General features: G+C 66.3%; 11 protein-coding genes. 7 read left to right on the plus strand and 4 right to left on the minus strand.

The features are described 5' to 3' along the window. The first annotated feature begins 89 nt into the window (after nt 1–89). Nucleotides 90–1,208 (plus strand): glutamate 5-kinase, encoded by a 1,119-nt coding sequence (gene proB, locus MMB92_RS16150; RefSeq protein ID WP_006476997.1) that lies wholly within the window; start codon nt 90–92, stop codon nt 1,206–1,208. A gap of 95 nt (nt 1,209–1,303) precedes the next feature. On the opposite strand, the gene MMB92_RS16155 is transcribed toward proB, so the two are convergent. After that, complete coding sequence (locus MMB92_RS16155) at nt 1,304–1,861, minus strand: CNP1-like family protein (protein ID WP_006489238.1); 558 nt, start codon at nt 1,859–1,861, stop codon at nt 1,304–1,306. A gap of 63 nt (nt 1,862–1,924) precedes the next feature. Beyond that, on the minus strand, nt 1,925–2,569 hold the full coding sequence (locus tag MMB92_RS16160; protein WP_006496762.1) for an RNA pyrophosphohydrolase: 645 nt from the start codon (nt 2,567–2,569) through the stop codon (nt 1,925–1,927). Between the two features lie 228 nt (nt 2,570–2,797). Here MMB92_RS16160 and MMB92_RS16165 point away from each other — a divergent pair, with 228 nt between their 5' ends. Both MMB92_RS16165 and MMB92_RS16170 read left to right on the plus strand, forming a co-directional pair. Next, the gene (locus MMB92_RS16165; RefSeq protein ID WP_006489236.1) at nt 2,798–4,534 is read left to right on the plus strand and encodes a proline--tRNA ligase; all 1,737 of its coding nucleotides are present in this window, start codon (nt 2,798–2,800) and stop codon (nt 4,532–4,534) included. A 21-nt stretch (nt 4,535–4,555) separates the two neighbouring features. Then, complete coding sequence (locus MMB92_RS16170) at nt 4,556–5,164, plus strand: MarC family protein (protein ID WP_006496761.1); 609 nt, start codon at nt 4,556–4,558, stop codon at nt 5,162–5,164. 83 nt (nt 5,165–5,247) lie between these two features. Here MMB92_RS16170 and MMB92_RS16175 read toward each other — a convergent pair whose 3' ends face one another. Beyond that, entirely contained in the window at nt 5,248–5,799 is a 552-nt protein-coding gene (locus MMB92_RS16175) for a hypoxanthine-guanine phosphoribosyltransferase (protein WP_006489240.1), read from the minus strand. Nucleotides 5,800–5,893: 94 nt separating this feature from the next. After that, a complete protein-coding gene (gene ffh, locus MMB92_RS16180; protein WP_006476982.1) occupies nt 5,894–7,261 on the minus strand; it encodes a signal recognition particle protein in 1,368 nt (455 codons plus the stop codon). An 89-nt stretch (nt 7,262–7,350) separates the two neighbouring features. Between ffh and ccsA the strand changes: the two genes are divergently transcribed. The 4 genes from ccsA to MMB92_RS16200 all read left to right on the plus strand — a co-directional run bounded on the left by ccsA (nt 7,351) and on the right by MMB92_RS16200 (nt 12,613). After that, nucleotides 7,351–8,244, plus strand: coding sequence for a cytochrome c biogenesis protein CcsA (gene ccsA, locus MMB92_RS16185; RefSeq protein WP_277562783.1), 894 nt, complete (start codon nt 7,351–7,353; stop codon nt 8,242–8,244). Nucleotides 8,245–8,257: 13 nt separating this feature from the next. Continuing rightward, complete coding sequence (locus MMB92_RS16190; protein WP_006491491.1) at nt 8,258–8,572, plus strand: PP0621 family protein; 315 nt, start codon at nt 8,258–8,260, stop codon at nt 8,570–8,572. Beyond that, a complete protein-coding gene (ampD, locus tag MMB92_RS16195; protein ID WP_034201046.1) occupies nt 8,569–9,159 on the plus strand; it encodes a 1,6-anhydro-N-acetylmuramyl-L-alanine amidase AmpD in 591 nt (196 codons plus the stop codon). The genes MMB92_RS16190 and ampD overlap by 4 nt, the downstream gene beginning before the upstream one ends. Nucleotides 9,160–9,610: 451 nt before the next feature. Then, complete coding sequence (locus tag MMB92_RS16200; RefSeq protein WP_080331125.1) at nt 9,611–12,613, plus strand: ribonucleoside-diphosphate reductase subunit alpha; 3,003 nt, start codon at nt 9,611–9,613, stop codon at nt 12,611–12,613. Nucleotides 12,614–12,667: the final 54 nt, after the last annotated feature.

Genomic DNA, 12,667 nt, shown 5'->3' on the forward strand with positions numbered 1-12,667 from the left:
GCGTTCGCCAACGCGCCGGGCGTGCCGCCCGGCGTTGGCGTTCAATCGCGCCCGGCCGGGCAGGCATCAGATACAGGAGACAGTGCAGGATGCGTTCGATCATCGCGGATTCGAAGCGATTGGTGGTGAAGGTGGGCTCCAGCCTCGTGACCAACGACGGCAAGGGGCTCGATCATGCTGCAATCGGCCGCTGGGCGGCCCAGATCGCTGCGCTGCGTGCGCAGGGCAAGGAAGTCGTGCTCGTCAGTTCGGGCGCGATTGCCGAAGGTATGCAGCGGCTCGGCTGGAGCAAGCGGCCGCGGGAAATCGACGAGCTGCAGGCCGCCGCCGCGGTCGGCCAGATGGGGCTCGCGCAAGTCTACGAAAGCCGCTTCACCGAGCACGGCATCCGCACTGCGCAGATCCTGCTCACGCATGCCGATCTGGCGGACCGCGAGCGCTACCTGAATGCGCGTTCGACGCTGCTCACGCTGCTGCGGCTCGGCGTCGTGCCGATCATCAACGAAAACGACACGGTGGTCACCGACGAAATCAAGTTCGGCGACAACGACACGCTCGGCGCGCTCGTCGCGAACCTGATCGAAGGCGATGCGCTGATCATCCTCACCGACCAGTCGGGGCTGTTTACGGCCGATCCGCGCAAGGACCCGAATGCGACGCTCGTCGGCGAGGCCAATGCGGGCGCCCCCGAGCTCGAGGCGATGGCAGGCGGCGCGGGTTCGAGTCTCGGTCGCGGCGGGATGCTGACGAAGATCCTCGCGGCGAAGCGTGCGGCGCACAGCGGCGCGAATACCGTGATCGCGAGCGGCCGGGAGGCCGACGTGCTCGTGCGTCTGGCGGCCGGCGAGGCGATCGGCACGCAACTGATCGCACGGACCGCGCGGATGGCGGCACGCAAGCAATGGATGGCCGACCATCTGCAGGTCCGCGGCCACGTCGTGATCGACGCGGGCGCGGTCGAGAAGCTGACGGCCGGCGGCAAGAGCCTGCTGCCGATCGGCGTGATCGACGTGCAGGGCGCATTCGCGCGCGGCGAAGTCATCGCATGTGTCGGCCCGGACGGGCGCGAGGTGGCGCGCGGGCTCACGAACTACAGCAGTGCGGAAACGAAGCTGATTCACCGCAAGCCGAGCGGCGAGATCGAGACCGTGCTCGGCTACATGCTGGAGCCCGAACTGATTCATCGCGACAACCTCGTGCTGGTGTGATCGCCGGCCGGGTGCCGTCGTTCAAATGAAAAAGCCCGCGCAATGCGGGCTTTTTCGTGCGGCGGGACGATGCGGGCGGCCCGCATCGCGTACCGTCAGCGCAACTGCGTCATCGCGGTGCGGTGGAACCGGATGTTTTCGAGGATCTGCCGGGTCGAGCCCTGCGGCATCTTGTTCGCGCAGAAGTAGTCCTGGTAGAGCGCGGAGTGGTAGGCGTTCAGCTCGCCGTTCTCGATGCGCCGCCAGTCGTTCTCGACCGTGCGATCCCAGCCGTTGTGGTCGGCGTTCAGGCCCGCGTACTGGCGCCATTCGTAGGTGTCGCAGCGGATGCCTTCGTAGTTCACGTTGCGGGCACCGGCCGGGCTCGTGATGACGACTGCGTAGCGCACGACGCCGTCGGTGCCGACGTCGAGCGACTTCGCATCGACGAAGAACTTGAGCGGCGTGTTCTGCGACACGTTGAACGGCAGCAGATCGCCTGTTTGCGGCAGCGGCGGCAGCGTGTCGACGGTATTTTCCTTCCAGCTTCCCTGACGGTCGAGCAGGTACACGAACTCGCTGTCATCCTTGTTGGACGGCGCTTTCGAGTTCGCGCAGCCGGCCAGGGCGGCCAGCGCGGCGATCGATGCGAGCGCGAGAGCAATCGCTTTCAATATGCATTCCTCGTAAAAAAAGGGCGCGACACAAGGTCGCGCCCGGTCATGCAGTCCGACTCGTCATTTGCCGACGATCACGCGGGGCGGCATCTCGTCGAGCGTGCTCGCCTCCACTTCGATCTCCGAACAGACTACCGATGCGTCGACAATCGTCAGCGTCTGGGCCTGTGCGCCGATGACGCGCGGATAGCGCGACACACGCGGCCCGCGCGGCTTCTCGGCTCGCTGCGCCGGGCGGCGCAGGAAGCGCGACAGTTCCGTCAGCGCCAACTGATAGACATCCCGCTTGAACTCGATCACCGCATCGAGCGGCACCCAGTACTCGTTCCAGCGCCACGCATCGAACTCCGGGTGGTCGGTCGCGCGCAAGCAAATGTCGCAATCGCGTCCAACCATCCGCAGCAGGAACCAGATCTGCTTCTGGCCGCGGTAATGACCGCGTACTTCGCGTTTGATGAACTTGTCAGGCACCTCGTAACGCAACCAGTCGCGAGTGCGGCCGATTATCTTGACGTGTTCCGGATGCAGGCCCGTTTCCTCGTGCAGTTCCCGGTACATCGCCTGCATGGGGGTCTCGCCGTACTTGATCCCACCTTGAGGAAACTGCCAGGAATGCTCGCGGAGCCGCTTGCCCCAAAACACCTCGTTGCGCGCGTTCAAGAGGATGATGCCGACGTTCGGGCGAAAGCCTTCACGATCCAGCATACAACCACCTTCGAATCCTTTAAAATTGCTTTGATTATAAACAGATAACGGGCGCTGCGCACCGTGACGGAGCGAATCCGCGCGGGGTACGCCGGCTGAATTGTCCCTGATTAGTCTGCTACGTCGTCTGCGCCATCGTCGTCCCTCGTTGTTCGCCGCGCGCAGCTTTTTCACCTTGAAACTTTTTCGGGCGCCCCGCCTGGGGGCGCCGTTTTTGGAACCGTCCGCATGAAAGCTTCCCGTTTCTTTATCGGCACCCTGAAAGAGGCACCCGCCGACGCAGAGATCGTCAGCCACAAGCTGATGGTCCGCGCCGGCATGATCCGTCGCGTCGCCGGCGGCATCTACAACTACCTGCCGGTCGGCCTGCGTTCGATTCGCAAGGTCGAGGCGATCGTGCGCGAGGAAATGAACCGGGCGGGCGCCATCGAGCTGCTGATGCCGGCCGTGCAACCGGCCGAGCTGTGGCAGGAGTCGGGTCGCTGGGAGCAGTACGGCCCCGAGCTGCTGCGCTTCAAGGACCGCAAGGACAACGATTTCGTGATCGGGCCGACGCACGAGGAAGTCGTCACCGACATCGCGCGCAACCAGATCAAGAGCTACCGGCAGATGCCGGTGAACTTCTACCAGATCCAGACGAAGTTCCGCGACGAGATCCGTCCGCGCTTCGGCGTGATGCGCGGCCGCGAATTCATCATGAAGGACGCGTATTCGTTCGACAAGGATGCGGCCGGTCTGAACGAGTCGTACCGCAAGATGTACGACGCGTACGTGCGCATCTTCTCGCGCCTCGGCCTCGAGTTTCGCGCGGTCGCGGCCGACAGCGGCTCGATCGGCGGCAACTTCTCGCACGAGTTCCACGTGATCGCCGACACCGGCGAGGACGCGATCGCGTACTGCCCGACGTCCGAGTTCGCGGCGAACGTCGAGGCGGCCGAAGCGCTGCCGCTGATTGCCGAGCGCGCGGCGCCCGCCGAAGCGATGGAAAAGGTCGCGACGCCCGGCAAGGCGAAGTGCGAGGCCGTCGCCGAACTGCTGTCGATCCCGCTCGAGCGCACGATCAAGTCGATCGTGCTCGCGACCGACAACGAAGGCGCCGAGCCGACCATCTGGCTCGTGATGCTGCGCGGCGACCACGACCTGAACGAGATCAAGGTGTCGAAGCTGCCGGGCCTGAAGAACCACCGCTTCGCGACCGAGCAGGAAATCGTCGAGTGGTTCGGCACGCCGCCGGGCTACCTCGGCCCGGTCGGCACGAAGAAGCCGGTGAAGGTGATCGCCGACCGCACGGTCGCGAACATGAGCGACTTCGTCGTCGGTGCGAACGAGGTCGACTATCACATCGCCGGCGTGAACTGGGGCCGCGACCTGCCGGAGCCGGACGTCGCCGACGTGCGCAACGTGAAGAAGGGCGATCCGTCGCCGGACGGCAAGGGCGTGATCGACATCTGCCGCGGCATCGAAGTCGGCCACGTGTTCCAGCTCGGCACCAAGTACTCGGAAGCGATGGGCGCGACGTTCCTCGACGAGTCGGGCAAGCCGCAGCCGATGCTGATGGGCTGCTACGGCGTCGGCATCACGCGTATTCTCGGCGCGGCGATCGAACAGAACTTCGACGACCGCGGCATCATCTGGCCGGAGTCGATCGCGCCGTTCGAGGTCGTGCTGTGCCCGATGGGCTATGACCGCAGCGACCTGGTGCGCGAGACGGCCGACAAGCTGTACGCGGAACTCGTCGCGGCCGGCATCGACGTGATCCTCGACGATCGCGGCGAGCGCCCGGGCGTGATGTTCGCCGACTGGGAACTGATCGGCGTGCCGCATCGTCTGGTGATCGGCGAGCGTGGCCTGAAGGAAGGCAAGATCGAGTACCAGGGCCGCCGCGATGCCGAAGCGACGCTGCTGCCGGCCGACACGGCCGCGGCGACGGTCGCCGAGAAGATCCGCGCCGCGCTCGCGCACTAAGCGCGGCGACCGGGGGACACGATGGAATACACGTTCCTGTCGGCCACCGTGCTCCTCGTGCTGATCACGGATCCGCTCGGCAACATCCCGCTGTTCATTTCGGCGATGCGGGATGTGCCGCGCGAGCGGCGCGTGAAGCTGATCCTGCGTGAAGTGGGGATCGCGTTCGTGATCCTGCTGTTCTTCATGGTGGTCGGCGACCGCTTCCTGCGGATGATGAGCCTCACCGACCTGTCGCTGCGGCTCGGCGGCGGGATCGTGCTGTTCCTGATCGCGCTGCGGATGATCTTCCCGCATCCGGACGGCGCGCTCGGCAGCGATCCGCGCGCGGGCGGCGAGCCGTTCATCGTGCCGCTCGCGATTCCGGCGCTGGCCGGGCCGTCCGCGCTCGCGACCGTGATGCTGCTGACGTCGCAGGCGCCGGGCAAGATGTTCGAGTGGGTCGGCGCGCTGACGGTCACGATGATCGTCTGCGCGATCACGCTGGTGCTGGCCGAAAGGATTCAGGCGTGGCTCGGCGAGCGGACCGTCGCGGCGTTCGAGCGGCTGATGGGCCTCGTGCTCGTCGCGATCTCGGTCGAGATGCTGCTCGCGGGCATTCGCGCGTTCGTGCACCAGTTGCAGCCGTAGCGCGGGCGGGCGGTCGACGAAAAAAGCGGCGCGCCGGGAAACCGGCGCGCCGCTTTCTATTTATATGGCGGGCAGGGCGGCGATCAGACGTTCGCGGTCAGCGCGCGGATCGTCGGCAGGTTGCGCCAGTAGCCCTTCGCGTCCATCCCGCAGCCGAACACGTAGCGGTCCGGCACCGAGAAGCCGCAGAAGTCCGGGTGCAGCGGTTTCGCCTTCGCGAGCGTCTTCTCGCACAGCACGGCCGACATGAAACGCTGCGCGCCCATGTCGAGGATGCGGTCGCGGATCGCGGCCATCGTCTCGCCTTCGTCGAGGATGTCGTCGAGTACGAGCACGATGCGGTCCTTCACCGATTCGCGCGGCGCGACGCGCCAGTGCATCTCCGGGCTGCCCTGCGTCGTGTTGCGGTAGCGGGTCAGGTGGATGTAGTCGAATTCGAGCGGGAAATCGAGATGCGGCAGCAGCATCCCGGTAAACACCGCGGCGCCGCCCATCACCGAGAGAACGAGCGGGAACGCGTCGCCGATCTCGGCGCGGATCGCGTCGGCCATCTTCGAGATCGACGCGTTGACGGCGTCGGCCGAGACGATCTCTTCGGAGTGGTCGAAAATGTGGAGGGCTTCTTCGCGGTTCATGTGTTCTGGCGGGCAGTCGGTATACAAATAAGAATGAAGCAGAACGGCAGGCGCGCGCTACGGCAAAAACCCGCGCGCCGGCCGACGGGCGAAATCAGCGCATGCCGGGCATCATGCCCTTCAGGCCGCGCATCATCTTCTGCATGTTGCCGCCCTTCAGCTTCTTCATCATCGTACGCATCTGGTCGTACTGGTTCAGCATCCGGTTGACTTCCTGCACCGGCACGCCCGCGCCGGCTGCAATGCGGCGCTTGCGCGTCGCCTTGATGATTTCGGGTTTAGCGCGCTCGGCGGGCGTCATCGAGCTGATGATCCCTTCCATCCGGCGGATCGACTTCTCGGCCTGGCCCATGTCGGCGCCGGCCGCCGCCTGCTGGAACTGCGCGGGGAGCTTATCCATCAGCGACGACAGGCCGCCCATGTTCTTCATCTGCGAGATCTGCGCGCGGAAATCGTTCAGGTCGAAATCGCCGCCTTTCTTGACCTTGTCGGCGAGCTTCTGCGCGGCCTGGACATCGACGCCGCGCTGCGCCTCCTCGACGAGCGCGAGGATGTCGCCCATGCCGAGGATCCGGTTCGCCATCCGGTCGGGGTGGAACACCTCGAGGCCGTCGAGCTTCTCGGCGACGCCGACGAACTTGATCGGCTTGCCCGTGACGTGACGCACCGACAGCGCGGCGCCGCCGCGCGAGTCGCCGTCGAGCTTGGTCAGCACGACGCCGGTGAGCGGCAGCGTGTCGTTGAACGCCTTCGCGGTGTTGACCGCGTCCTGGCCGAGCATCGCGTCGACGACGAACAGCGTTTCGGCCGGCTTCAGCGTGCCGTGCAGCGCGGCGATTTCCTGCATCATCGCCTCGTCGATGCCGAGGCGGCCGGCCGTGTCGACGAGCAGCACGTCATGGTAGTGGCGCTTCGCCCAGTCGACGGCGGCGAGCGCGATGTCGACGGGCTTCTGGTCCGGCGTGGACGGGAAGAAGTCGGCGCCGACCTGCTCGGTCACCGTTTTCAGCTGCATGATCGCAGCCGGGCGATACACGTCGCACGACACGGTCAGCACCTTCTTCTTGTACTTCTCGCGCAGCAGCTTCGCGAGCTTGCCGACGGTCGTGGTCTTGCCCGCGCCCTGCAGGCCGGCCATCAGGATCACGGCGGGTGGCGTGACCGCGAGGTTCAGCTCGGCGGCCTTGCCTTCGTAGTCGCCGCCGATCACGGCGGTCAGTTCCTTCTGGACCACGCCGACGAGCGCCTGGCCCGGCGACAGGCTGCTGATCACTTCTTCGCCGAGCGCCTTTTCCTTGACCTTGGCGATGAATTCGCGAACGACCGGCAGCGACACGTCGGCTTCCAGCAGCGCGAGACGCACCTCGCGGAGCATCTCCTGCGTGTTCGCCTCGGTGAGCCGGGCCTCGCCGCGCAGCGTCTTGACGACGCGCGCCATCCGTTGAGTGAGATTGTCGAGCATGGGGAGCGATGGACAGTGGGGCCCGAAGGCGCGGCGGAACCGAACAAAGGGAGCCGTCGCGGGAAGGGGGCCTAGTGTAAACTTCGAACATGGATATTGTACTGTATGCCCTCACCGCATTCCTGTACGGCGGCCTCGCCGTCGCAGGCTGGCGCTCGCACCGCCAGGGCGCGACGCCGCTCGTCGCGAGCGTGCCGGCCGTGCCGGTTCCGGCGTCCGCCGCGTCCGGGATGAGCGGGGCCGGCCGCGCGCTGCTGTTCGCCGCGCTGGTCGCGCACGGCGTGCTGCTCCACATGACGATCTTTCCGAACGACGCGATGGTGTTCGGCTTCGCGTTCGCGCTGTCGGCGATGTTCTGGCTCGGCGCCGGCATCTACTGGATCGAGAGCTTCTTCTTCCCGCTCGACAGCCTGCGCCTGCTGGTGCTGCCGCTCGCGTGCGGCGCGTCGCTGCTGCCGCTCGTGTTCGGCGGCGTGCGGGTGCTTCCTTATGCCGCAGCGCCGCTGTTCAAGCTGCATTTCCTGATCGCGAACATCGCCTACGGGCTGTTCGCGATCGCCGCGCTGCACGCGATCCTGATGCTGATGGTCGAGCGTCGCCTGCAGTCGCTGAGAAGCGGTGGGCGCGACGGCTCGACGGGCTGGATCGCGAGCTGGCTCGAAACGCTGCCGCCGCTGCTCACGCTCGAGAAGCTGCTGTTCCGCCTGATCGGCGCCGGCTTCGTGCTGCTGACGCTGACACTCGCGTCGGGCATCCTGTTCAGCGAGCAGATCGACGCGCGCATGTTGCGGCTCGACCACAAGACGGTGTTCGCGATCCTGTCGTGGCTGATGTTCGGCGGCCTGCTGGTTGCCCGCAAGACGTCGGGCTGGCGCGGCCGCGGCGCCGCGCGCTGGGTGCTCGTGTCGTTCGCCGCGCTGCTGCTCGCGTATGTCGGCAGCCGGTTCGTTTTCGAGGTGCTGCTGCACCGCTCCGTGGTTTGACCGCAGGTTTCCGATGCGACAGATTCTTCTCCTGATCCTTCTCTTCTTCGCGGGTTCGTGGCTCGCGCGCAAGCTGCGCCACGCGCAGGAACAGGCGCAGGCGCGCGCCGGCCGCGGCGCCGGTTACGACGGTGCGCCCGGTGCTGGCGCCGGCGCGGCGCGCCCGAGCGGCGACGCGCGGTCGCTGCCGGAACCGATGGTGCGCTGCGCCGAATGCGGCGTGCATGCGCCGAAGGGCGACGCCGTGGCCGCGAGCGGCGAATACTTCTGCAGCGTCGAGCATGCGCAGCGCCACGCCGCGCGCGTGAACGGCCGCGACGCGCGATGAGCGACGCGCCGGCGTTGTCGGTCGACGCGAACGGCTGGGTGCGCGAAGCGCGCCATGCGCCGTCGCCGAACTTCGAGATGCGGCCCGCGGGTGCGGTGCCGACGCTCGTGGTCGTCCACAACATCAGCCTGCCGCCCGGCGAATTCGGCGGCGACGCGATCGAGGCGCTGTTCCTGAATCGCCTCGACTGCGATGCGCACCCCTATTACCAGAGCCACCTGCGCGGCGTGCGCGTGTCCGCCCATTTCCTGATCCGCCGCGGCGGCGAGCTCGTGCAGTTCGTGTCGTGCGACGAGCGCGCGTGGCACGCGGGCGCGTCCGAGTTCTTCGGCCGCACGCGCTGCAACGACTTCTCGATCGGCATCGAGCTCGAGGGCGCGGACGACGTGCCGTTCGACGATGCGCAATACGCGGTGCTCGCCGCGCTCTCCCGCGCGCTCGCCGCGCGCTACCCGGTCGACGCGTTCGCCGGGCATTCGGACGTCGCACCGGGCCGCAAGACCGACCCGGGCCCGCATTTCGATTGGCAACGCTTCGCGAGCGATGCCGGTTTTTCCGCCGAATACTTTCCTTTCCGTCAGCACTGATCGCGGGGTTTTTTGAGCGGAGAAAGTTTTTTCTCCGACCAATGCCTTGCCGTGTCTGCGCGTGAGCGATGTCAAGACCTCTATCGCAAATTATCCGTTTGGACGTCCTCCGAATGTCCACTATACTTGGTGCCAGTTGAGCAGTTCTGTACTAGATATAGTGTGTGTCGCAGGGGAAAACCCGAGCGGCACCGGCCGGCGGCCACGCTGGCGGACAGGGTTCTCAGGGCGGCGCGTCAGGCCGGGCGGTCCGGGCGTCGCGATCAGCGCAGCGAACATCGACGGGGCAGGGTATACATGACGAAGCACACGACCGGTTTGGTTGTCGCGCATCGACCGAACCGGCTTCCCCGGCGCATCGCTCGCCTCTTACCGCTCGCGCACCGCATTGCGCAGCGTTCGTTTTAATCCGCGGTTCTCTCCGCACCATCCAACACCAGGAGCTTTGCACATGCAAACCACCGACAACGCGACGTCCCAGTACGAGAGCGCCTCGAGCCGTCCGCTCGGCGGGACCGAACAGGGCGCGAAGGCGCTCGCGCCGCAGGCCACGTTCGCCGACTACAAGGTGATCCGCCGCAATGGCAGCGTGGTGTCGTTCGAACCCTCGAAGATCGCGATCGCGGTGACCAAGGCTTTCCTGGCCGTCAATGGCGGGCAGGGCGCGGCATCGGCGCGCGTACGCGAGCAGGTCGAACAACTGACGCACAACGTCGTTCGCGCGCTCGTGCGCAGCCGCCCGAACGGCGGTACGTTCCATATCGAAGACATCCAGGACCAGGTCGAACTCGCGCTGATGCGCGGCGGCGAGCACAACGTCGCGCGTGCGTACGTGCTGTATCGCGAGAAGCGTCACCTCGAGCGCCAGCATGCGGGCGAGGAAGCGGCGGCCGCGGGCGGCGAGTCGACCACCGGCATCAACGTCGTCGACAACGGCGTCACGCGCCCGCTCGACCTGAACGCGCTGCGCGCGCTGATCGTGTCGGCGTGCGACGGCCTCGGCGCTGCGGTTAACCCTGACCCGATCGTCGCGGAGACGGTGAAGAACCTGTACGACGGCGTGCCGATGAGCCAGGTCTACGACTCGGCGATCCTCGCGGCGCGCACGATGATCGAAAAGGATCCGGCATACAGCCAGGTCACGGCCCGCATCCTGCTGCACACGATCCGCCGCGAGATCCTCGGCGAGGAAGTCGTGCAGGCCGAGATGTCGACCCGCTACGCCGAATACTTCCCGCAGTTCCTGAAGCGCGGCGTCGACGCCGGCCTGCTCGACGACAAGCTGCTGCAGTTCGACCTGAAGCGCCTCGGCGAAGCCCTCGACGCGAACCGCGACCTGCAGTTCGGCTACCTCGGCCTGCAGACGCTGTACGACCGCTACTTCCTGCACGTCGACGGCACCCGCATCGAAATGCCGCAGGCATTCTTCATGCGCGTCGCGATGGGCCTGTCGCTGAACGAGATCGACCGCGAAACGCGCGCGATCGAGTTCTACAACGTGCTGTCGAGCTTCGACTTCATGAGCTCGACGCCGACGCTGTTCAACTCGGGCACGCACCGCTCGCAGCTGTCGTCGTGCTACCTGACGACGGTCGCGGACGATCTCGACGGCATCTATGAAGCGCTGAAGGAGAACGCGCTGCTGTCGAAGTTCGCGGGCGGCCTCGGCAACGACTGGACGCGCGTGCGCGCACTCGGCTCGCATATCAAGGGCACGAACGGCAAGTCGCAAGGCGTGGTCCCGTTCCTGAAGGTCGTGAACGACACGGCCGTCGCGGTGAACCAGGGCGGCAAGCGCAAGGGCGCGGTCTGCGCGTACCTGGAATCGTGGCACCTCGACATCGAGGAGTTCCTGGAGCTGCGCAAGAACACCGGTGACGACCGTCGCCGTACGCACGACATGAACACGGCGAACTGGATCCCCGACCTGTTCATGAAGCGCGTGATGGAAGGCGCCGACTGGACGCTGTTCTCGCCGTCGACCTGCCCGGACCTGCACGACAAGTTCGGCGCCGACTTCGAGAAGGCTTACACGGCTTACGAAGACAAGGTCGCGCGCGGCGAGATCAAGCTGTTCAAGAAGATCCCGGCGCAGCAGCTCTGGCGCAAGATGCTCGGCATGCTGTTCGAGACGGGCCACCCGTGGATCACGTTCAAGGATCCGTGCAACGTGCGCTCGCCGCAACAGCACGTCGGCGTCGTCCACTCGTCGAACCTGTGCACGGAAATCACGCTGAACACGAGCGACACCGAAATCGCGGTGTGCAACCTCGGCTCGGTGAACCTCGTCGCCCACCTGGTGAAGCAGGCCGACGGCAGCTACGCGCTCGACCACGACAAGCTGAAGCGCACGATCAGCGTCGCGATGCGCATGCTCGACAACGTGATCGACATCAACTACTACGCGGTGCCGAAGGCGCGTAACTCGAACCTGAAGCACCGCCCGGTCGGCATGGGCATCATGGGCTTCCAGGACTGCCTGCACCTGCTGCGCACGCCGTACGCGTCGGAAGCGGCGGTCGAGTTCGCGGACCGTTCGATGGAAGCCGTCTGCTACTACGCGTACTACGCGTCGACCGAGCTGGCCGAAGAGCGCGGCCGCTACTCGAGCTACCGCGGTTCGCTGTGGGATCGCGGCATCCTCCCGCAGGACACGCTGAAGCTGCTGACGGAAGCGCGCGGCGGCTACGTCGAGGTCGACACGTCGGAATCGCTCGACTGGACGGCGCTGCGTTCGCGGATCGCCGCGCACGGCATGCGCAACTCGAACTGCGTCGCGATCGCGCCGACGGCGACGATCTCGAACATCATCGGCGTGTCGGCCTGTATCGAGCCGACCTTCCAGAACCTGTACGTGAAGTCGAACCTGTCGGGCGAATTCACGGTGGTGAACGAGTATCTCGTCCGCGACCTGAAGGAACGCGGCCTGTGGGACGAGGTGATGGTCGCCGACCTGAAGTACTTCGACGGCATGCTGTCGCGCATCGACCGCATCCCGGCCGACCTGCGCGCGATCTACGCGACCGCGTTCGAGGTCGACCCGACGTGGCTGGTCGAAGCGGCGTCGCGTCGCCAGAAGTGGATCGACCAGGCGCAGTCGCTGAACATCTACATGGGCGGCGCGTCGGGCAAGAAGCTCGACGAGGTCTACAAGCTCGCATGGCTGCGCGGCCTGAAGACGACCTACTACCTCCGCACGATGGCGGCGACGCACGTCGAGAAGTCGACGGTCGCACACGGCGCGCTGAACGCAGTGCCGACGGGCGGTGCAGGCGGCGGCTCGGGCAGCGGCGGCGCGCAAGGCGCGGCGGGCGGTTTCGGTGCGGCAGGCGGCGATGCATCGTCGGGTGCGATCAACGCGGCGCCGGCACTCGCGCCGGTCGAAGCGGACGGTCCGGTGTGCACGATGCGTCCGGGCGATCCCGGCTTCGACGAATGCGAAGCGTGCCAGTAACGCAGTGCGCCTGACCTGAGAAGCAGGCCTGCGCGGCGCACACGACGACCGATC

Origin of the sequence: Burkholderia sp. IO2 (genome assembly GCF_029522185.1) — a bacterium.
In the GTDB taxonomy this organism is placed as follows: domain Bacteria; phylum Pseudomonadota; class Gammaproteobacteria; order Burkholderiales; family Burkholderiaceae; genus Burkholderia; species Burkholderia cenocepacia.

Excerpts from the sequence above, each read along its gene's own strand:
- proB (WP_006476997.1), top strand. The coding sequence starts at position 90 with ATGCGTTCGATCATCGCGGATTCGAAGCGATTGGTGGTGAAGGTGGGC.
- MMB92_RS16175 (WP_006489240.1), bottom strand. The coding sequence starts at position 5,799 with ATGAACCGCGAAGAAGCCCTCCACATTTTCGACCACTCCGAAGAGATC.
- MMB92_RS16190 (WP_006491491.1), top strand. The coding sequence starts at position 8,258 with ATGCGACAGATTCTTCTCCTGATCCTTCTCTTCTTCGCGGGTTCGTGG.
- MMB92_RS16160 (WP_006496762.1), bottom strand. The coding sequence starts at position 2,569 with ATGCTGGATCGTGAAGGCTTTCGCCCGAACGTCGGCATCATCCTCTTG.
- ffh (WP_006476982.1), bottom strand. The coding sequence starts at position 7,261 with ATGCTCGACAATCTCACTCAACGGATGGCGCGCGTCGTCAAGACGCTG.
- MMB92_RS16200 (WP_080331125.1), top strand. The coding sequence starts at position 9,611 with ATGCAAACCACCGACAACGCGACGTCCCAGTACGAGAGCGCCTCGAGC.
- ccsA (WP_277562783.1), top strand. The coding sequence starts at position 7,351 with ATGGATATTGTACTGTATGCCCTCACCGCATTCCTGTACGGCGGCCTC.
- MMB92_RS16170 (WP_006496761.1), top strand. The coding sequence starts at position 4,556 with ATGGAATACACGTTCCTGTCGGCCACCGTGCTCCTCGTGCTGATCACG.
- ampD (WP_034201046.1), top strand. The coding sequence starts at position 8,569 with ATGAGCGACGCGCCGGCGTTGTCGGTCGACGCGAACGGCTGGGTGCGC.
- MMB92_RS16165 (WP_006489236.1), top strand. The coding sequence starts at position 2,798 with ATGAAAGCTTCCCGTTTCTTTATCGGCACCCTGAAAGAGGCACCCGCC.